General features: G+C 62.9%; 15 protein-coding genes. 3 read left to right on the top strand and 12 right to left on the bottom strand.

Annotation, left to right across the window (positions count from 1 at the left end):
* Positions 1-18 precede the first annotated feature (18 nt).
* The 8 genes from KIO76_RS05495 to KIO76_RS05530 all read right to left on the bottom strand — a co-directional run bounded on the left by KIO76_RS05495 (position 19) and on the right by KIO76_RS05530 (position 7107).
* Positions 19-651 (bottom strand): MarC family protein, encoded by a 633-nt coding sequence (locus KIO76_RS05495; protein WP_213321838.1) that lies wholly within the window; start codon positions 649-651, stop codon positions 19-21.
* Positions 652-763: 112 nt separating this feature from the next.
* Complete coding sequence (locus tag KIO76_RS05500; protein WP_213321839.1) at positions 764-1381, bottom strand: flavin reductase family protein; 618 nt, start codon at positions 1379-1381, stop codon at positions 764-766.
* A gap of 22 nt (positions 1382-1403) precedes the next feature.
* The gene (gene ptsN / locus KIO76_RS05505) at positions 1404-1868 is read right to left on the bottom strand and encodes a PTS IIA-like nitrogen regulatory protein PtsN (protein WP_213325043.1); all 465 of its coding nucleotides are present in this window, start codon (positions 1866-1868) and stop codon (positions 1404-1406) included.
* A gap of 420 nt (positions 1869-2288) precedes the next feature.
* Entirely contained in the window at positions 2289-3839 is a 1551-nt protein-coding gene (gene rpoN, locus KIO76_RS05510) for an RNA polymerase factor sigma-54 (RefSeq protein WP_213321840.1), read from the bottom strand.
* A gap of 328 nt (positions 3840-4167) precedes the next feature.
* Entirely contained in the window at positions 4168-4995 is an 828-nt protein-coding gene (lptB, locus tag KIO76_RS05515) for an LPS export ABC transporter ATP-binding protein (RefSeq protein ID WP_502761836.1), read from the bottom strand.
* Between the two features lie 38 nt (positions 4996-5033).
* Positions 5034-5678 carry an LptA/OstA family protein gene (locus KIO76_RS05520; protein WP_213321842.1) on the bottom strand — a complete coding sequence of 215 codons (645 nt, stop codon included), beginning with the start codon at positions 5676-5678 and terminating at the stop codon, positions 5034-5036.
* A gap of 10 nt (positions 5679-5688) precedes the next feature.
* Positions 5689-6390, bottom strand: a complete 702-nt coding sequence (lptC, locus tag KIO76_RS05525) for an LPS export ABC transporter periplasmic protein LptC (protein ID WP_213321843.1) — start codon at positions 6388-6390, stop codon at positions 5689-5691.
* A gap of 102 nt (positions 6391-6492) precedes the next feature.
* Positions 6493-7107 carry a ribonuclease D gene (locus tag KIO76_RS05530; protein WP_213321844.1) on the bottom strand — a complete coding sequence of 205 codons (615 nt, stop codon included), beginning with the start codon at positions 7105-7107 and terminating at the stop codon, positions 6493-6495.
* A gap of 306 nt (positions 7108-7413) precedes the next feature.
* Here KIO76_RS05530 and purU point away from each other — a divergent pair, with 306 nt between their 5' ends.
* On the top strand, positions 7414-8277 hold the full coding sequence (purU, locus tag KIO76_RS05535; protein ID WP_213321845.1) for a formyltetrahydrofolate deformylase: 864 nt from the start codon (positions 7414-7416) through the stop codon (positions 8275-8277).
* 142 nt (positions 8278-8419) lie between these two features.
* Entirely contained in the window at positions 8420-9625 is a 1206-nt protein-coding gene (locus KIO76_RS05540) for a lytic murein transglycosylase (protein WP_249729500.1), read from the top strand.
* Between the two features lie 38 nt (positions 9626-9663).
* Here the strand turns inward: KIO76_RS05540 and mscL are convergent, their stop codons facing one another.
* Complete coding sequence (gene mscL / locus KIO76_RS05545) at positions 9664-10086, bottom strand: large conductance mechanosensitive channel protein MscL (RefSeq protein WP_213325046.1); 423 nt, start codon at positions 10084-10086, stop codon at positions 9664-9666.
* Positions 10087-10583: 497 nt separating this feature from the next.
* On the opposite strand from mscL, the gene KIO76_RS05550 reads away from it, so the two are divergent.
* On the top strand, positions 10584-14165 hold the full coding sequence (locus tag KIO76_RS05550) for a PAS domain-containing hybrid sensor histidine kinase/response regulator (RefSeq protein WP_213321846.1): 3582 nt from the start codon (positions 10584-10586) through the stop codon (positions 14163-14165).
* 246 nt (positions 14166-14411) lie between these two features.
* Here KIO76_RS05550 and KIO76_RS05555 read toward each other — a convergent pair whose 3' ends face one another.
* The 3 genes from KIO76_RS05555 to KIO76_RS05565 form a co-directional block, all read right to left on the bottom strand.
* Positions 14412-16616: a 3-hydroxyacyl-CoA dehydrogenase NAD-binding domain-containing protein gene (locus tag KIO76_RS05555; RefSeq protein WP_213321847.1), complete on the bottom strand. Its 2205-nt coding sequence runs from the start codon at positions 16614-16616 to the stop codon at positions 14412-14414.
* Between the two features lie 27 nt (positions 16617-16643).
* On the bottom strand, positions 16644-17852 hold the full coding sequence (locus KIO76_RS05560; RefSeq protein WP_213321848.1) for an acetyl-CoA C-acetyltransferase: 1209 nt from the start codon (positions 17850-17852) through the stop codon (positions 16644-16646).
* A 66-nt stretch (positions 17853-17918) separates the two neighbouring features.
* Positions 17919-19727: an acyl-CoA dehydrogenase C-terminal domain-containing protein gene (locus tag KIO76_RS05565; protein WP_213325047.1), complete on the bottom strand. Its 1809-nt coding sequence runs from the start codon at positions 19725-19727 to the stop codon at positions 17919-17921.
* Positions 19728-19801 lie beyond the last annotated feature (74 nt).

The following is a 19801-nucleotide window of genomic DNA, read 5'->3' on the forward strand; positions in this document are numbered from 1 at the left end:
ATCTTTGGACGACATGATCTAGATCTCTGGCAATTTCAGCCAGGTCGCCGCCGCGCTGAGCACGAGATTGACCGCAAGGGCCGCCAGGACAAGTCCCATCGTTCGTCGCAGCAGGTTTGTCAGGCCGGTGCCAAGCAGCTTCGTCAGGATACCACCAAGCAGGAAGATCGTGAGAAGCCCGACGAGCACGGTCGCCAGCGCCGCGAAGGTGATGATCTGTTCTGTTGGCGAGTAGCGATTGTTGTCCATCAGGAGAACGATGGTGAGCATCGCGCCCGGGCCTGCGATGATCGGCGTGGCGAGCGGATAGACGGCAACCTCCATCACCTTCTCGCCGGTCGGTACCGAGGGCGGCATGTGTTTGGATTCGCCGAGCACCATGGACACGGCGAACAGGAACAGGACCATGCCGCCCGCGATCTGAAAGGAAAGCAGTGAGATGCCCATGGCATGGAGCAGAAACTGTCCGCAAAAGCCGAAGATCGCGAGAATGACGAAGGCCAGCAGCACGGCGATGGAAGCCGCTCGGCGTTTCTCGCCGTCGGTCAGACTTGTCGTCGCCCCCATGAAAAGTGGCAAGTGGCTTACCGGATCGAGCACGGCCCATAGCGTCACAAGCTGGGTGATGAAAAGCGCCTGATCGTCCAGCATCCGCGTGGCCTCGTGCAGCTTGGCAATTCGCCCTATAGGAGGGAGCGGCCATGCTTGTAACAGCCCCGGATGCAAACATAAATCGGCTTGGAGAACTCCGAGAGTCGGTGTCTTACCGCCGCGCGTCGGGTCTCACCATCTCGAACATCACTTCAGGCGAGATTTGCGCATAGCCACCCACGCCTCCGGCACGCAGGATGGGGAGCGCGGCCGCGGTATCGTAAATGCCGTCTTTGAGAAGCGCCTCGTCAATGTGGACGCCTACGACCTCGCCGAGTGTCAGCCAACTGTCGACAGGCTCTCCCGCAGCGGATTTGAGGCGAATGATGTCGATCTTGATGCATTCCATGGCGACAGGGCTTTCCGCGACGCGCGGCACACCGACCATTTGGCTCGGTGCTGGCGTTAGCCCCGCCAGCGCGAATTCATCCACGGCCGGCGGCAGGGTCGTCGAAGTGACGTTCATCGCCTGCGCCAGAGGCCTCGTTGCCAGGTTCCAGACGAATTCCCCCGTCTCCGTGATATTGCGTACGCTGTCCTTCCAACCCGTGCTGGCAAAGCCGATGATCGGGGGCCTGTAATTGAAGGCGTTGAAAAAGCTGTAAGGAGCGAGATTCAGCACGCCGTCGCTCGCACGGGACGAGATCCAGCCGATCGGGCGCGGGCCGATGATGGCGTTGAAGGGATCATGCGGCAAGCCGTGCCCCTTGGACGGCTGATAGAAATACATGAATGACCCTCTCCAGGTGGAGCTACGCGGGGTGCGAAACCGCGCTCTGGGTGATCAGCGCATAAAGTGCCGAGGCGTCCCGGGTAGCCCGGATGCTGTCGACCAGACCAGGCTCGCGCAACAGCCGAGCGATCCGGGCGAGCGCTTTGAGATGATCCGCGCCCGCGGTCTCGGGTGCCAGCAACAGGAAGATGATGTCGACCGGTTGGCCATCAAGCGCCTCGAAATCGATAGGACGCTCAAGCCTGGCCATGAGCCCGAACAACTTGTCGACGCGGGCCAGCTTGCCGTGCGGAATGGCGATGCCGTCGCCAATGCCGGTCGATCCCAGGCGCTCGCGCTGCAGCAGCGCCTCAAAGATCTCGCGATCGTCGAGATTCAGAAGTCGGGCAGCCTGGCTGGCGACCTCCTGGAGTGCCTGCTTTTTGCCGTTCACCTTGAGAGAGGGCAAAACAGCGTTCGGAGATATGATGTCGATCAGAGCCATCGTCTTGAGTACGTGCGGCAAAGGCCGCCCCCGCGAGATCGTTATGAAACGGCCTTCACGGCCGATACGATGTCAGGCTTGCCCCTCGAAACATGGCTTGGGCGGATATCCCCGAAGCTCCTCATCACGACGATATACGATGTTGCGAGGCCCGCCGCTAGGGGGACAGGCCGGTGCGATCCCGCGATTAAGGCGAGCACCGCCTCCACAATTAGCCAGAGCATTGGAATTGCAGCGAAAGAACCTTGAATGCTGATCGTGGAAAAGCCGCAAAACCATCTGTCCCTCCCTGCCTGGCCGGGGCGATCACGTCGTAGGCCTTAATTATCCGTTCACGTCAGTTTCTAGCGCCAAGTCCTAGAAAGCTCCCTGGGATCTGTCAACGCGCCCAAGGTGGTGGGTCGCTCACGGTTTCCCCGGTCACGCCCGTTGGTGCATCCGGCGCCGCTCGACCGAAGATGGAATGCGCAGCGATTCGCGGTATTTTGCGACCGTCCTCCTCGCAATATCGATGCCACTATCACGCAATTTCTGAACGATGGCGTCGTCGGACAGAATGTCGCGGGCCGTCTCCTGATCGATCATCTGCTTGATGCGGTGGCGAACAGCCTCCGCCGAGTGGCTCTCGGCGCCGGTCACGCCAGCGATCGCAGCCGAGAAGAAATATTTCATGGCGAAGACACCGCGACTCGTTCCGATCGCCTTGTTGGACGTGACACGGGACACTGTGGATTCGTGCAAACCTATCGCATCCGCCACGGTCTTGAGATTGAGGGGCCGCAGATGCTCCGCGCCATAGGCGAAGAAGCCGTCCTGCTGCCGCACGATCTCGGACGCGACCTTCAGAATGGTCTTGGCCCGCTGCTCAAGGCTGCGCTGCAGCCAGGTGGCGTTCTGAAGGCAGTCAGCGATATAGGCCTTCTCTGTATCGTTACGCGCATGGCGCGCCACTTTGGCGTGGTAGCTCTGGTTAACGAGCACCCGGGGCAAAGTCTCGGGGTTGAGATCGATGAGCCAACTGCCATCGGGCGCAGTCCGCACGAAGACATCAGGCACCAGAGGCTGAACGGGCGTGGACCCGAAGGCGCGGCCCGGCTTGGGGTCAAGCTGCCGGACCTCCGCCAGCATGTCGGTGAGATCCTCGTCGTCCACCCCACAGATGCGCTTTAGCCCTGCAAAATCCCGGCGCGCGATCAGCGGCAGATTAGCGATGAGCGCCTCCATGGCTGGATCGAAACGGTCCCTCTCCTTGAGTTGGATGGCCAGACATTCTGCGAGATTTCGAGCTCCCACCCCGGAGGGCTCAAAGCTCTGAATGAGCTTGAGCACAAGTTCCACCCGGCCGCTGCTGACATCCAGACGATCGGCGATAACCGCAAGATCCTCGGCAAGATAGCCGGCCTCGTCGATGGCATCGATCAGGAAGCGCCCGATCAACTGGGTGACAGGATCCGTTGTGGCGAGATCGAGCTGGGCCTCGAGATGACCCTGAAGAGTTTCATCCGCGACGAGGGTCGCGGCGAAATCCATGTCGTCATCGAGCCCGCCGCCGCCCACACCGCTCCAGAGCGAGGATGACACAGGCAATTCGCTTCCGCCGACAGCTTCGGAAGCGCGCGGCGGCGTCTCGTCCTGGAAGACATTGTCAAATGTCGTGCCGAAATCGGCCTCGATCGTCTCGCGCTGGAGCCCCCCATCGGGCTGACTCCAATCCGTGGGATCAAGAGGTGCGTCGAAAGATGCGGGTGTCGCCGGCTCGTGGCTATCGGCAGACCGCTCGTCGGGTCTATCAAAGCCATCGTCAGCAACATCACCGCCGCGCTCCAGGAGGGGGTTTGTCTCGAGCTCCGCCTCCACATGGGCCATGAGTTCGAAATGCGACAACTGCAGCAACTTGATCGCCTGCAAAAGCTGTGGCGTCATGACCAAGGATTGCCCTTGGCGCAGTTCAAGTCTGTGAGATAGAGCCATTGCCGACGCCCACCACCCTCAGCCGACGGCCAGAACACATCCCGCTAAAGTGGCCCCACCTCGGCGTGGCGAACATGCCTCCGGCTCGCCGATCGATGCTGCCCCTCCTGCGTCACGGTTTGCTTCGCGCGCAGGAAGGTACCCCCGATCGAAATCGGCATAATTCTTGCGTTCAATTTCTATCTGGTTGCGCGCGCGGCGTCAAAGGCGCAATGCGCGTGCTGGGCCTCAGCCCCCGGCAATCCAACATGATGGTTAAACAGCGAAATGCTCATGAACTGCGCAGCTCGTGCCGTGGGTCGCTCGAGAGCGCCGGGGCAGGACAAATTTACAGATGGAAATCTTCGCCAAGATAGAGCCGACGCACGTCCTGGTCGGCGATGATCTCGTCCGGCGTGCCCTCGGTCAGCACACGGCCTGAGTGGATGATATAGGCGCGATCGATCAGCCCGAGCGTCTCGCGGACATTGTGATCCGTGATGAGCACCCCGATACCCCTCCGGGTCAGGTGCCGCACGAGGTTCTGAATGTCGCCGACCGCAATGGGGTCGATACCCGCGAAGGGCTCGTCGAGAAGCATGAACGATGGGTTGCCGGCGAGTGCGCGAGCAATCTCGCAACGGCGGCGCTCACCACCTGACAACGCGATGGACGGTGACTTACGCAACCGCGCGATGTCGAATTCTTCAAGCAACTCATCGAGCTTGCGTTCACGCGCCTTGCGGTCGGGCTCCACCGCCTCGAGCACCGCACGTATGTTGTCCTCGACACTCAACCCACGAAAGATCGAGGCTTCCTGCGGGAGATAGCCGATTCCTAGGCGCGCGCGCCGATACATCGGAAGATGGGTGATGTCATGGCCATCGAGACTGATCATGCCACGGTCGGCGCCTACCAGCCCGGTGATCATATAGAAGATCGTCGTCTTGCCGGCGCCATTTGGCCCGAGCAACCCGACCGCCTCGCCATTACTGAGATGCAGCGTCGCGTCCTGCACGACGGTGCGGCCACGGTAACTCTTCTCGAGCCCATGTACGGAGAGAATGCCGCTTCCCATGACGCGGCCCTGCACGGCGCCTTCGCTCTCCGGCGGTGACGGAGCGCCGTAAGTCGCCTGCGAGGAGGCGGCGTAGCTGGCGCCGACTGGCTGATCCATGACCTGATCCATTATAACGCCCGGCCGTTCCCTGGCGCTCAGCGGCCCGGACGCGCTTGGGCCGGCTTCTGTCCGGGCTCGGCGCTGCCGGGAACGAAGACGCCCTGCACGCGACCGCCCGGCCGTGATTCACAATTGGCGATGCTGGTGTCCAAGTTGTAGACGATGCGGTCGCACTGCTGCACGTTGGGCCCCTGGCTCAAAGCGACGCGCCCAGTGAGGATGACCTTGTTGTCGCCTCGGTCATAGGTCGCGTTCTCGCCAGTCGCCGTCTGGTCTTTGGAGACGACCGTCACGGGTCCCTTGCAATCGAGCCTGCGGATGTTGCTGTTCTCTCCGCCCGGCTGGGCAGCGGGTTGCGCCGGCTGTTGGGCCCCGGTTGCACCGCCCATCGCGCTTTGCTCGTAATAGACGTTCAGGAGCGAGCACCGCATGGTGGTATCGCCCTGCACGGCAACAACATTCCCGGAAAAGCTGGCACGTTGCTCCCGATCGAAGATATCCAGGCGATCGGCGTCGATCTTGATCGGCTCCTTGTTGTTGGAACCGATACCTCCCAGCGGCGAATTCTTCGGCCCTTGCTGCTGCGCAGCTTTCTGGGCAAGGGCAGCGGGCGCGACCGCCGCGATCGCGATCGGCAGGGCCAAGGCGAAGCCTACATGAGATAGGAAGCAACGCTTCATGGCTCGTCTCTCAATTGTTGGTAGCAGGAGGGGTCGACCGGGCCTTATCAGATTCCATAATGGCGCGCACCCGCCCCTGGAAAACGATGTGCTTGCCATTGTCATCGATATCAAGCTTGTCTGCTTTAATCGAGCCTCCATCGATATCAACCCTCACCGGCTCCGCCGATGAAACCTTGCCGCCCTTGAAGTCGACGGATGCCGTCGTGAGATGGGCGCTGTAGCCCGTGTCGGTCCGCACATTGACGCGGCCAGCAAGTTCCAGAAGCTCGGTCTGGGAATCATAGACGCCCGTGGTTGCTTCAATATGAGCCTGGCCGTTGTTCTCCAGTGTCACTTTTCCGGTGATATCATTGAGTTCCACGATGTTAGGCTTGCGCGCATCCTGGGATGCGGACGCCGCCGTCATTTCATAAGGCCGAGATCCCGCGCGGTATCCGCGCAGCTTCGGGGCAGCCATGGTGATCTTCGTACCAGACAGGCTCACCGGGCCGAGCGTGAGCCCCCTTAGGCGGCCGAAGGGATCGAAGATGCCGATGATCAGCACGAGGATCACGGCGACCGCCGCGCCGACGGGAATCGCCTTCTTGAAGAAACGCACGCGCGCCGAATGCCTCACAGCGGCGGCATATCCGCCACGCTGCGAACGCTTCGCGTTGCTACTGCTCTGCGCGCCCAGGGGCTGCCTCATCTTCAGGGTCGGTTGATCCATCGTGTCCTGAACCCGCGCGGCCCTCTCGTCACCATGTCCTTCAATCAGCGAAAGCCGTGGCAAAGTTGTGACCCGCTTAGTGTCTATAAGCCAACCGGTCGTTCAGCTATGCGCAAAAATGTCAACGTCCGGCCAGCCGAGAAGATCGAGCCGCGCCCGCGTCGGGAGGAAATCGAAACAGGAAGCCGCAATGTCAGCTCTCCCCTCACGAGCGAGGGATGCATCAAGCTTTTCCTTGAGCGCATGGAGATGAAGGACATCCGACGCAGCATAGGCGATCTGCGCCTCCGTCAATGTGTCGGCGCCCCAATCGGAGGATTGCTGCTGCTTTGAAATATCAACAGAGAGCAATTCCCGCAGAAGATCCTTGAGGCCGTGACGATCAGTGTAGGTGCGCGTGAGCTTTGAAGCGATCTTCGTGCAATAGACCGGCGCCGGCATGACCCCAAGCCGATGAAAGAGCACCGCAAGATCGAACCGGGCGAAATGGAAGATCTTCAGGACCTTGGGATCACCAAGAAGCTTGATCAGGTTCTCTGGAGGGGGTCCGTCACGGAGAATCTGCACGACCTCCGCCGACCCGTCGCCCCGGGACAGCTGAACCACGCAAAGCCGGTCGCGGTGCGGGTTGAGACCAAGCGTCTCCGTGTCGACCGCGACTGACGCGCCGAAATCAAGACCGGGCGGAAGATCTCCGCGATGCAGACGAATGGCCATTCAGCACCTAGGGATTGAGATCAGGTAATATTCGACAGGGCGAGCTGCAAGGCTGCCTTGCACCTGCCCCCCCCTTTCGGGTTGGGAAGCTGGCCTGGGTGTAGCACCTCACGGACACCTGCGACAAGCAATCGCCACAATTACGCCACACGGCCGCTCTCGACCGACGCGGGCAAGACGGCATTCCTGGACCTCGTATTCTCGCCCTTGCGTTCTCAGCCCGACGACGGCATGAAGCCGGCGGGGCTGCCAGAAGACGCGGTTCCACCAGGAAAACGTGTTCGTTCAAGGCCGCCGGAGTTCCCGATGTCTCGTGCCAACCATGTGCTGACCCTGTCATGCATCAACCGCCCCGGCATCGTTTCCGCCGTTTCGACCTATCTGTTCGAGACGGGTTGCAATATCAACCAGGCTCACCAGTTCGACGACACCGAAACTGGCCGGTTCTTCATGCGTGTGGTTTTTGACCGCGTGTCATCCGAGCCGAGCCAGGCCGCCCTGGAAGATGGTTTCCGCGCAATTGCCGAGCGCTTCGGCATGGATTGGCGCATGAGCGACCCCGCGGCGCGGCGCCGTGTAATGATTCTCGTGTCCAAATTCGACCATTGCCTCGCCGACCTCCTCTATCGCTGGCGCATTGAGGAGCTGCCGATGGATATCGCGGCCATCGTCGCCAACCATCCGCGCGATACCTACGCTCATCACGATTTCGACGGCATCCCCTTCCACTACATGCCCGTGACGAAGGACACCAAGCTCGAACAGGAACATGCCCTATGGGAGCTGGTGCAATCGACGCGCAGCGACGTCGTCGTTCTCGCCCGCTACATGCAGGTGCTGTCGGAAGGGCTCGCGGCCAAGCTCGCCGGACGATGCATCAATATTCACCATTCCTTCCTTCCCGGCTTCAAGGGCGCCAAGCCTTATCACCAGGCCTTCGCGCGGGGCGTCAAGGTGATCGGCGCGACCGCCCACTACGTGACGAGCGACCTCGACGAAGGTCCGATCATCGCGCAGGACGTGGAGCGGGTCAGCCACGCGGACTTCCCCGAGGATCTCGTCCGCAAAGGGCGGGATATCGAGCGGCGGGTGCTTGCCCGTGCGCTCAGCTATCACCTGGAGGATCGCGTTATCCTCAACGGCCGCAAGACGGTCGTATTTGATGCCTAAGAGCAAAGCGGGCCTCCTGAAGCATCCCGCTCAACTACCGTTCACCGTGATCCGAGCCTCGGCTTGACCCTGGAGCAGCCGCTCCTCACTCTCGGCGAACCCTTTGCCACGCCGCGGGAAGCATTGGGCACCGAGGTGATGCATGAAGACCATGTTTCGAACGATTGCAGCCGTGCTGCTTTTGACGGGCGCAACCTTGTCTTCGGCTCTGGCCGCTTCCTGCTCCACCCGCCAGGCTTTCGAAGCGTGGCTCGCGGACGTCAAGTCGGAGGCTGCCGCTGCAGGCGTGACACCGCGCGGGCTCGCGGCCCTGAGCGGCCTGACCTACGATCCGCAAATCGTGGCCCGCGATCGGGCGCAGGGCGTCTTCCAGCAAAGCTTTCTGCAGTTCTCGGATCGCATGGTCTCGGCTGACCGGCTCTCACGTGGAGGTCGCTTCCTGAAAAGCGAGTCGGCGACATTCGATCATATCGCGCGTACTTATGGGGTGCCTGGTCCGGTCATCGTGGCCTTTTGGGGCCTTGAGACGGATTTTGGCGCGGTGATGGGCAACATGTCCACCCTGCGCTCCCTGGCCACGCTCGCCTATGATTGTCGACGGCCCGCGATGTTCCGCGCTGAACTGATAGACGCGCTGAAGATCATTGACCGTGGCGATCTCCAGGTCAGCGACATGCGCGGCGCGTGGGCGGGAGAGCTCGGCCAGTTCCAGTTCATGCCGTCCTACTACCTGAAATACGCCGTGGACGAGGATGGGGATGGCCGACGCGATCTACTGCGCAGCCGCGCCGATGCGCTGGCTTCGGCCGCCAATTTCCTCGCGTCGCTTGGCTGGCGCCGCGGAGAACCCTGGCTGCGCGAGGTGCGTGTGCCCGAAAACCTGGACTGGAAGCAGGCGGATCTCACTATCAGGCACCCCGTATCGGTGTGGGCCGAATGGGGCGTAACCTTGCCCAACGGCAGCGCCCTGCCGGCCGAAGAACGGGAGGCTTCGCTTCATCTCCCGATGGGGCGTCTTGGCCCCGCCTTTCTCGCCTACGACAATTTTCAGGTCTTTCTGAAATGGAACCAGTCGCTGGTTTATTCGACGACAGCAGCTTACCTGGCTAATCGTCTTGCGGGCGCACCACCCGTCAACAGGGGGCGCGGGCGTGTCACGCCGCTGAACGCGCAGGACACATCCGACCTGCAGAGGCTCCTAGCGGCGAAGGGATGGGACCCCGGGCCCATTGACGGCAAATTGGGCACCGCGACGCGCACGGCTGTTCGCGATGCCCAGCGTCGTTTCGGCCTGCCCGCCGATTCCTATCCTTCACAGGAGTTGCTGGAGACCCTGCGCCGCAACTGACGTCGCACGGAAGGAAGATCAGGTGGCGAGCCTCAGCGTCATCGACGTTGCGCGGCGAGAAGATCGCGGATCTCGGTCAGCAGCTTCACATCGGCCGGGGCCTCCGGCACCTTTTCCTCGACCTTTTCTTGCCGGCGCAGCCTGTTGATGCCCTTGACGACGAGGAAGAGAATCCACGCCACGATCAGGAAGTTGATCGCGACGGTCACGAAATTACCCCACGCCAGAACCGCGCCCTGCTCGCGCGCCGCGGCAAGGGAGGTTGCCGTGACATTGCTGCTCAACGGGATGAAGTAATTCGCGAAATCGATGCCGCCACCGGTAATGGCACCCAGGATGGGGTTGAAGAGATCATTGACGACGGATTCGACGATGCGGCTGAACGCGGCGCCGATGATGACACCGATGGCGAGGTCGATGACATTGCCCTTGAGGGCGAACTCCCGAAACTCCTTGACCATGGACATAACGAGACCCTTCCTATTTTGGTCGACTTAAAGCCTGTTCCGGTGAACGCTGCGTGCGGAAAATCTCGAGACCAGCGGGTTGTTTCAACCAGACACGCTCCAACATGGGATTGCGAGCAATGATGCTTTGCTCCCCTCCTCGACGGCGGCAGATGCCGCGATCCGAGCGCCCTTAGCGAGTGCTTGGTGCCCCTTTAGCGCGCGAATCGCCCGATATTTGCCGTTTTTCACGGCCGGCGCTACTCTTCCCAAAGAAAAGGGCCATGCGGGCTGGGGTTATACGCTCTCATTTCGAGCGTGTTGACCTCTAGCTCCCTCTTTTCAATGTCCGAGGGATGAGTGCCTTGACGTCTGGGGGAGGACTGCGGGCATCCAATGCAGATTGAGATTCAAACCGTTTGCATCGCAAGCGGAGATCAGAACGACGGTCGGACGGGCAGGCGAGCCCATGACGTCGTTGTAGACCCAGCAGTTCCCCGGCAAGGTGCATCATGATTGCCGATTGGGCTGTTGTCCTCTCCGCACTGGTCTATCTCAGCGGCCTCTTCGCGGTGGCGCGCGCCGGCACCTTGTTCGGCAAGGGCCTCATGGTCGGTCGCTCAGGCGCCCTGATCTATGCGCTGGCGCTCGCGGTCTACTGCACGTCCTGGACCTTCTTCGGCGGTGTCGGGCTGGCGGAACGTTCGGGCCTCGACTTTCTCACGATCTATATCGGGCCGATCCTCGTCATCGGCCTCGGCAGCCGTCTCGTCATGCATATCGTGCGACTGGCGAAGGCACAGAACATCACGACGATCGCCGATTTCGTGGCGGCCCGCTATGGCAAGGACGACCGCATCGCCGCGTTTGTCACATTGATCGCCGTGGTCGGGACGGTGCCCTATATCGCCTTGCAGTTGAAGGCCGTCTCGAATTCACTGACAGCCTTTCTGGATGCGAGCCGTGTCACCGGCCTGTCGACCTCGACGATGATCTTCGGCGACCTCGCCTTTATCGTCGCCTGTGTACTTGCAACCTTCTCGGTTGCCTTCGGCACTCGGCACATCGACGCCACCAAGCCGCAAAATGGCCTCGTGCTGGCAATCGCCGTCGAATCGGCGGTGAAGCTATTCGCATTCCTGACGGTTGGGCTGTTCGTGTCGTATTGGATGTTCGACGGAGTATCGGACATCTTCGATCGCATAGCCTCCACGCAGCACGCCCACAGCGTCACGGAGGGCACATCGCCGCCCCTGCCCTTCCTCGCCATGATCATTCTGTCCAGTGCCGCGGCTCTGCTCCTGCCGCGGCAGTTCCACATGATGATCGTGGAAAATCGCAATCTCCGGGATGTGCGCACCGCATCCTGGCTGTTTCCGCTCTATCTCATCCTCATCAACCTGTTCGTGGTGCCGCTTGCGGTTGCCGGCCAGCTCCTGTTCCAGCCCGGCACCATCGATCACGATATGACCGTCCTGGCCTTGCCGCTCTCCGTGAATGCGGGCGGCATCGCACTCATCGCCTTCATCGGCGGCCTGTCGGCGGCCACAGCCATGGTCATTGTCGATTCCGTGGCGCTTGCCATCATGATCTCCAACGATCTCGTCATGCCTTTCGTCTTGCGGCGGCGAGGCTGGCTGCGGCGCCGCGGTGCGGATCGCGGCTCCCTGCTGCAAAGCGCCATGCGGGACGCGGCCGGGACGATGGGCGACCTCGGGACATTCGTGCTCGTGACACGCCGCATCGCCATCGTGACCATCATCTTCCTTGGCTATGCCTATTTCCGTATGGCCGGCGAGGCGCAGCTCGCTGCGATCGGCTTCCTCTCCTTCGCGGCCGTCGCGCAGATCGCGCCGGCATTCTTCGGTGGTCTGTTCTGGCGACGGGGCACTGCGCGGGGGGCCGGAGCAGGCCTCGTCGCAGGCTTCAGCGTCTGGCTTTATACGCTGCTTCTCCCAAGCCTCGCGCCAACGGGCGGCCTCGCGGCAGTGCTCATCGCCGAAGGGCCCTTCGGAATTACCGCCCTGAGGCCGACCGCCCTTTTCGGAACCGACCTGCCACAGCTCACCCATGGGGTTCTATGGAGCCTCGCGATCAATATCACTGCCTATATCGGATTTTCCTTCATGCGGCCTGCCAATGTGATGGAGACGCTACAGGCCCAGGTCTTCACCAGCAAAAATTATCTCGCCACCCCGGCCCTGACGCAGAACCTGCGTCTGCGCCGCTCCGCCGTCAGCGTCGCGGAGCTGCGCTCCACCGTCGCGCGCTATCTCGGCGCAGAGCGGGCGGAGCGCGCCTTCGCCAGCTTCACCACTGCGCGCGGCGCGCCGCTTGCCGACGATAGTGAGGCGGATCTCCATCTCCTGCGCCAGACGGAGCATCTGCTTGCATCGGCCATCGGCGCGGCGTCCTCGCGGCTCGTGCTGTCGCTGCTACTGCGCCGCAATGTATCCGCAACCGCCGCGCTCAAGCTCCTCGACGATGCCTCCGCGGCGATCCAGTACAATCGCGATCTGCTGCAACACGGACTTGACCACGCCAGCCAAGGCATCACGATCTTCGACAAGGACCTCCGCCTGATGGGGTGGAACCGGGCGTTCTGCGACATCTATAACCTGCCGCCGTACCTCATGCGCGTCGGTGTCGGGCTCGACGAGATCGTTCGGTCGAATATTGCCCGCGGCGCCTATGGCGATGGCCATCCGGAGCAGCTTCTCGCCGCACGCATTGAAAGCCTGATGGACGACCGCGCGCCGGTGCGCCTCAAGCTGTTTCCCTCCGGCAATGTGATCGAAATCCGCTCGAACCGTCTGCCCGATGGCGGCATCGTGACCACCTACGCCGATATCACGGACACGGTCGCGACAGAGGAGGAGCTGGCACGCGCCAACGAAACGCTCGAACGCCGCGTCAAGGAGCGCACGGAAGAACTCGAGCGGCTGAATCAGGAATTGTCACGCGCCAAGGGTGAAGCCGAGGATGCGAACGCCTCTAAAACGCGCTTTCTGGCGGCCGCCAGTCACGACATTCTGCAGCCGCTGAATGCGGCCCGCCTCTACGCGACCGCGCTCGCCGAGCGCGACCGCCGCGAGGGTGACCCGACGCTGGCCGAGAATGTGCAGGCCTCGCTCGATACCGTTGAGGAAATCCTGACAGCCCTCCTCGACATCGCCCGGCTCGATGCGGGCGCCCTCAAGGCTGAACTCTCGAACTTCCGCATCGATGATCTGCTCGTTCCCTTGCAGCGGGAGTTCGAGCTGATGGCAGAGGAAAAAGGCATCGCGCTGACTTGCGTGCGCTCCTCGCTCTCCGTTCGCTCCGACCGGCGTCTCCTGCGGCGCCTGCTGCAGAATTTTGTTTCAAACGCGGTGAAATATACGCCGGCAGGGCGCGTGCTGGTGGGCTGTCGGCGTACCGGCCGCGGCACCCTGAACGTGGAAGTATGGGATACCGGTCCGGGTATCCCCACCAGCCAGCATCGGATCATCTTCCGGGAATTCCAGCGTCTCGACGCCGCGCATATGGCGCGTGGCCTCGGTCTTGGCTTGTCGATCGTCGAGCGCATCGCGCGGGTGCTGGGCCATACGGTAACGCTCAGATCATTGCCCGGTCACGGCTCCATGTTCAGCGTGGAGCTTCCCATTGCTGACAACGTGCCCACGAGCGTGCCCGCGCGGGACGTTGCGGCGCCAAGCTTCGGCACATTGGAAAATCTCTCGGTACTTGCCATCGACAACGAGCCGGTGGTGGCCGACGGCATGCGGGTCCTGTTCTCGAGCTGGGGCTGCCGCATCGCGACCGCCGGCGGCCTTTCCGAAGCCGAGGTCCAGGTCGATGGCGGCTTCATCCCGGACGTCCTCGTCGCCGATTATCATCTTGATGATGGCGAGGGTATCGCTGCGATCCTGTCGCTACGCCAGAAACTCGGCCGCGCCCTGCCCGCCGTGCTCGTGACTGCCGACCGCTCCCCGGAAGTGCGTGAACGCGCCCGAGCCGCTGACATTCATGTCCTGGAAAAGCCTCTCAAGCCGGCAGCGCTCCGTGCCCTGTTCGTGCATTGGCAATCGGCCCCCAACATCGCCGCGGAATAGCACGTCTGCTGCGCGACATCGCCCTCTCGACACCGTCGTTCCGGGGCCTCGCGGCCAGCGGGGAGCCCGGAATCCATGAACACGGCGCCGGACAAGACGGCGAGTCGGGCCGTCATGTTATTCCTTTTCTGTCGTGTTGATGGCCCCCGGGCTCGGGCCTTGCGGCTCGCCCGGGAATGACGAGGGGTTTCGTGTAGCCCGGCTCGCTTCGCCAAAAACCGGCGTCCGGCTTTCGACCGGAAGACGCTACGCCGCCGCGCTTCGCTCATCCCTGGCATAGAAGGCAGTACCGGTCCGGGCCATCTCCACGAGAAGATCACAAGGGGCGAAACGCGGACCATGTGCTGCGGCTAGCCGTTCGCTCAAGCCCACAAAAGTCGCCGCGCCCATGCCGTCGATGTAGGAGAGCGGTCCCCCCGTAAACGGGGCGAAACCAAAGCCGAGGATGGCGCCGACGTCACCCTCGCGCGGATCCGTCAGCACCTTTTCCTCCATGGCACGCGCGGCCTCCAAAGCCTGCACGACGAGGAAGCGCTGCTTCAACACCGCAATGTCGATCGCGTCCGGGTTCTGCTGGACCGGTTGAAAGGCGCGCAATCCTGGCCAAAGGTGCTTCGGCTTGCCCTCCGGATAGTCATAGAACCCCTTGCGGTTCTTGCGACCGAGCCGGCCTTCGCCCTCGACGAGCGCAACGAGCAGGGCCTCCTGCGCGGGATCAACCGCATCGTTTCCGGCCTCTGCCTTCGTGGCGCGGACGATGCGGAGCGCCAGATCAAGCGCGACCTCGTCGTTGAGGGCGAGGGGACCAACCGGCATGCCGGCCTGCTTCGCCACGTTCTCGATCATCGCCGGCGGCACGCCTTCCCCCAGCATGATATGCCCCTCGCGCACATAAGCGAGAACGCAGCGATTGGCGTAGAAGCCCCGGGCGTCGTTGACGACGATCGGCGTCTTCTTCAAGGCCCGCACGAAATCGAGCGCCACCGCGAGCGCGCGGTCACTCGTCCCCTGTCCCCGGATCACCTCGACGAGCAGCATCTTCTCGACCGGCGAGAAGAAGTGGATACCGACGAAGCGTTCCGGGCGGGTGATGGCGCGGGCCAGTCCGCTCACGGGTAACGTGGAGGTATTGGTGGCGAGGATCGCATCGTCCTTCAGCACGGCATCGATGCGCCCAAGCACCTCGGCCTTGACCTTCGGGTCCTCGAACACGGCCTCGATGACGAGATCGCAGGTCGACAGGGCCGTGTAGTCCGGCGTCGCCGTGATCAGTTCAAGCAGCCGATCACGATCCGATGTCTTCGCGCGGCCCTTCATGATCTGATCGGTCATGAGCTTGTGTGACAGGCTCTTGCCCTTCTCCGCCGTTTCCTGGTCCCGGTCCACCAGCACCACCTTGATGCCGGCGAGCGCTGAAACATAGGTGATGGCCGCGCCCATGAAGCCGGCACCGACGATGCCCACGGTCGCTGGTCGGGAAGGGGGGATCTCCTTTGGCCGCCGTGCGCCCTTGTCGAGCTCCTGCTTCGACAGGAACAGGGTGCGGATCATCGCCGCCGCCACGGGCGAGCGCAGGATGGAAGCGAAGTAGCGGCTCTCCACCGTCAACGCCTGGTCCATCGGCAGCTGCAGCCCCTCATAAACCGCCTGCAACAGTGCGCGCCCGGCCGGATAGTTGTCCTGGGTTTCCCGGCGATAGATCGCGTTGGCGGCGGGCCAGATCTGCATGCCGGCGGGCGAGTAGACCTTCCCAGACGGCGGACGGAAACCTTGCTCGTCCCAGGGCGCCACCGCCTTGCCGCCCTGACGGATCCAATCCTTAGCCGACTCGACGATCGTCTCGCGCGCCACGACCGCGCCGGCGATGCCGAGCTTCTTCGCAGCGGCGGGCCGCAACTGTTCGCCGCGCGCCATCAGTTGGAGGGCGTCCGGGGTCGGCATCAGCCGCGGCAGACGCTGGCTGCCGCCGGCTCCGGGAAACAGACCGACCTTGATTTCCGGAAGCCCGACCCGCGTCGCGTCGGCGTCTGACAACACCCGATAGTGGCAGGCCAGCGCGAGTTCAAAGGCGCCGCCGAGGCAAATGCCGTGAATCGCGATGGCAAAGGGCTTTCCGCAGGTCTCCAGCGCGCGATAGAGCTGCGACAGGCGCCGCGACTGCTCGAAGAACACGCGCATTGCCTCGATCTCGCCGCGCTCACCCTTGAGCAGCGCGTAGCTGCGGCCGAGATCTTGCAGCATCGACAAGTCCGCCCCGCCCGAGAAGCTGTCCTTGCCGGAGGTGATGACGCAGCCCTTGATCTCTTCGTCAGCGGCAACGCCGTCAACGATAAGCGTCAGTTCGTCCATCACCTCGGTCGTGATGACATTCATCGAGCGGTCGGGCATGTCCCACGTGGCGAGCGCGATGCCGTCAGTGTCGATCTCGAAACGGAAGTTGACGAGATTCATGGTCGATCTCCCATCCGGCCGTGCCGGTCACATCCTCTCGATGATGGTGGCGGTGCCCATGCCGGCGCCGATGCACAATGTGACGAGCGCTGTCGCGGCCTGCCGCCGCTCCAGTTCGTCGAGCGCCGTGCCGAGGATCATCGCCCCCGTCGCGCCCAGCGGATGGCCCATGGCAATGGCGCCGCCATTCACATTGACGATCGCGGGATCGAGGTCGAAGGCCTGGAGATAGCGGAGTATTACAGCCGCAAAGGCCTCGTTGACCTCGAACAGATCGATATCCGACAGCGTCAGTCCGGTTCGGTCGAGAAGCTTGCGCGTCACGTCCACCGGCCCGGTCAGCATGAGCGCCGGGTCAGATCCGATATTGGCGAAGGCCCGGATCCGCGCCCGAGGCTTCAGCCCCATGGCCCGTCCGGCCGCAGCGGAACCGATGAGCACCGCGGCCGCGCCATCGACAACCCCGGAGGAATTGCCTGCGTGGTGCACATGGTCGATCGCCTCGACCTCTGGGTGGGCGGCAATGCCGACGGCATCGAAGCCACCGAGTTCGCCCATCTGCGCGAAGGAGGGCTTGAGTGCCGCCAGCCCCTCAAGGGTTGTGTCAGGGCGCATATGCTCATCCCGATCGAGCAGGATGAGCCCATTTACATCCTTCACCGGGGCGATAGACCGGGAGAAGCGCCCCTCGCGCCAGGCTAGGGCAGCGCGGCGCTGGCTTTCGACCGCATAACTGTCCACCGCCTCGCGGGAAAAGCCATAGCGTGTCGCGATGAGATCCGCAGACACGCCTTGCGGCATGAAATAGGACTTCACAGCGACCGCCGGATCCACAGGCCATGCGCCGCCGGAGGCGCCGATGCCGACCCGGCTCATGGATTCAACGCCGCCGCCGATGGCAAGCTCGTGCTGGCCCGAGAATACCTGGGCGGCTGCGATATTCACGGCATCGAGCCCCGACGCACAGAAGCGGTTGATCTGCATGCCGGGTACGTGGCTGCCATAATCGGCGAGGAACACGGCCGCGCGTGCAATGTCACCGCCCGCCTCCCCGACAGGATCAACGCATCCAAGGATGACGTCGTCGACGAGGCGCGTATCGAGCCCGTTGCGTTCCTTCAGAGCGGACAGGGTGCCAGCCGCAAGGGCCACCGACTCGACTGTATGCAGCGAGCCGTCCGGCTTGCCGCGCCCGCGCGGTGTGCGGACGTGGTCATAGATGAAGGCATCGGGCATCTCGGATCTCCCTTGCGGCCGGCACCAACGGCGGCCACCACGTTGCGTTCTGGCTCTGCCGCCTGGTCAGAACATCTCGGCGGGCAGCGACATGACACCTTCGGCGCCGGCCGTGACACGACTGAGCCTGAGTGCGGTTTCCGGCAGCATCCTCTCCATGAAGAAACGCGTCGTCGCGAGGCGCGTCTCGATCAGAGCGACCGCACCTTCGTCGTTCGTGGCGGTCGCGGCGGCGCGCTTGTCCGCAGCGGCCTTGGCGATCCGCAGCGACATGTAGCCCAAGGCCACGAGCCCGAAGAGATGCATGTAATCGGTCGAGCCGGCACCTGCATTGTCCGGCTTGCCGAGCGCGTTGCGCATGAACCACATCGACGCTTCCTGCAGGTGGTCGAGCGCAGTCTTCATGCCCGCGACATGCGGCTTCACTCCGTCGTGCTCGGCATGATCCTTCAGAAAACCGGACACCTCGGCGAAAAAGGCCAGCATCGCGCGACCGGCGTCGCGCGGCAGCTTACGGCCGACAAGGTCGATGGCCTGAATGCCATTGGCGCCTTCATAGAGCATGGCGATGCGGGCATCGCGCACGAACTGCTCGACCCCCGTCTCGACGATATACCCATGACCCCCGAACATCTGCTGGGCCTTCACGGTATTGTCGAAGCCGACGTCCGTGAGAACGCCCTTGATCACGGGCGTCAACAGCCCGAGATGGTCTTCGGCCGCCTGCCGCTCGCCGTCGTCGGTCGCCTGGCGCGCGACATCGGCGTTGAGCGATGTCCACACCACCAGCGCTCGCGCGGCCGCGTTGAAAGCCTTGATGGACAACAGCGTTCGGCGCACATCCGGGTGGACGATGATAGGGTCGGCGGGCTGCGCGGGAAACGCGGCACCAGTCAGCGCCCGCCCCTGAAGACGGTCACGCGCATAGGTCGCGGCATTCTGGTAGGCGACCTCGGAGAGCGCGAGCCCCTGTATGCCCACACCCAGCCGGGCCTCGTTCATCATCGTGAACATGGCGTTGAGGCCACGGTTCTCCTCGCCCAGCAGCCAGCCCGTCGCCCCGTCGTAGTTCATCACGCAGGTGGCATTGCCGTGGATGCCCATCTTCTCCTCGATCGAGCCACAGCTCACCCGGTTGCGGGCGCCCTTGACCCCGCCGTTGGCCGCCATGAACTTCGGCACGATGAAGAGACTGAGACCCTTCGTCCCGGCGGGCGCTCCTTCCACCCTGGCAAGAACGAGATGGACGATATTGCTGGCGAGATCGTGCTCGCCCGCCGAGATGAAGATCTTGGTCCCGGTAATGGCATAGGTGCCATCGCCCTTCCGCTCCGCCCTCGTGCGGATGAGACCGAGATCCGTGCCGCATTGCGGCTCGGTGAGGTTCATGGTGCCGGTCCAGGTTCCCGCCACCATCGGGGGAAGATAGAGGGCCTTCTGCTCCGCTGTGCCGTGTTGCAGGAGCGCCGCGATCGCGCCCTGCGTCAATCCGGGATACATGGCGAGCGCCATGTTGGCGGAGGATGCGAATTCGTTGACGATAGCCGCGAAGGTATAAGGCAGCCCCTGCCCCCCATAGTCAGGCGGCGTGGCAAGGCCGACCCACCCCCCCTTCACGAAAGCCCCGTAAGCTTCCGCGAAACCCTCGGGCGTGCGCACGGAACCATCGGGATCGCGACGACAGCCCTGTCGGTCCCCCACGGCATTAAGCGGGGCAAATCCTTCTTCGGCGAGTCGGGCAGCTTCCGTCAGCACCGCCGAGGCGAGATCCGGAGTGATGTCGGTGAAGGCATCGAGATGGCTGTAGTGATCAAGGGAGAACACGTCGTTGATCAGAAACAACACATCCTCGAGGGGCGCCTTGTAGCTCGGCACGATATCGTCTCCTCCCATCGGAACTTCCCGCCACCTCTTAGCTAGGAAGACTTGCGACATTTACCAAATGCGCA

The sequence above is a fragment of the Chelatococcus sp. YT9 genome, assembly GCF_018398315.1.
In the GTDB taxonomy this organism is placed as follows: Bacteria; Pseudomonadota; Alphaproteobacteria; order Rhizobiales; family Beijerinckiaceae; genus Chelatococcus.

Bases quoted from the DNA above. Each gene is read 5' to 3' on its own strand.
- KIO76_RS05550 (WP_213321846.1), top strand. From the start codon at position 10,584: ATGATTGCCGATTGGGCTGTTGTCCTCTCCGCACTGGTCTATCTCAGC.
- KIO76_RS05540 (WP_249729500.1), top strand. From the start codon at position 8,420: ATGAAGACCATGTTTCGAACGATTGCAGCCGTGCTGCTTTTGACGGGC.
- mscL (WP_213325046.1), bottom strand. From the start codon at position 10,086: ATGGTCAAGGAGTTTCGGGAGTTCGCCCTCAAGGGCAATGTCATCGAC.
- KIO76_RS05555 (WP_213321847.1), bottom strand. From the start codon at position 16,616: ATGAATCTCGTCAACTTCCGTTTCGAGATCGACACTGACGGCATCGCG.
- lptB (WP_502761836.1), bottom strand. From the start codon at position 4,995: ATGGATCAGCCAGTCGGCGCCAGCTACGCCGCCTCCTCGCAGGCGACT.
- purU (WP_213321845.1), top strand. From the start codon at position 7,414: ATGTCTCGTGCCAACCATGTGCTGACCCTGTCATGCATCAACCGCCCC.
- KIO76_RS05495 (WP_213321838.1), bottom strand. From the start codon at position 651: ATGCTGGACGATCAGGCGCTTTTCATCACCCAGCTTGTGACGCTATGG.
- KIO76_RS05500 (WP_213321839.1), bottom strand. From the start codon at position 1,381: ATGTATTTCTATCAGCCGTCCAAGGGGCACGGCTTGCCGCATGATCCC.
- lptC (WP_213321843.1), bottom strand. From the start codon at position 6,390: ATGGATCAACCGACCCTGAAGATGAGGCAGCCCCTGGGCGCGCAGAGC.
- KIO76_RS05560 (WP_213321848.1), bottom strand. From the start codon at position 17,852: ATGCCCGATGCCTTCATCTATGACCACGTCCGCACACCGCGCGGGCGC.
- ptsN (WP_213325043.1), bottom strand. From the start codon at position 1,868: ATGGCTCTGATCGACATCATATCTCCGAACGCTGTTTTGCCCTCTCTC.
- KIO76_RS05530 (WP_213321844.1), bottom strand. From the start codon at position 7,107: ATGGCCATTCGTCTGCATCGCGGAGATCTTCCGCCCGGTCTTGATTTC.
- KIO76_RS05520 (WP_213321842.1), bottom strand. From the start codon at position 5,678: ATGAAGCGTTGCTTCCTATCTCATGTAGGCTTCGCCTTGGCCCTGCCG.
- rpoN (WP_213321840.1), bottom strand. From the start codon at position 3,839: ATGGCTCTATCTCACAGACTTGAACTGCGCCAAGGGCAATCCTTGGTC.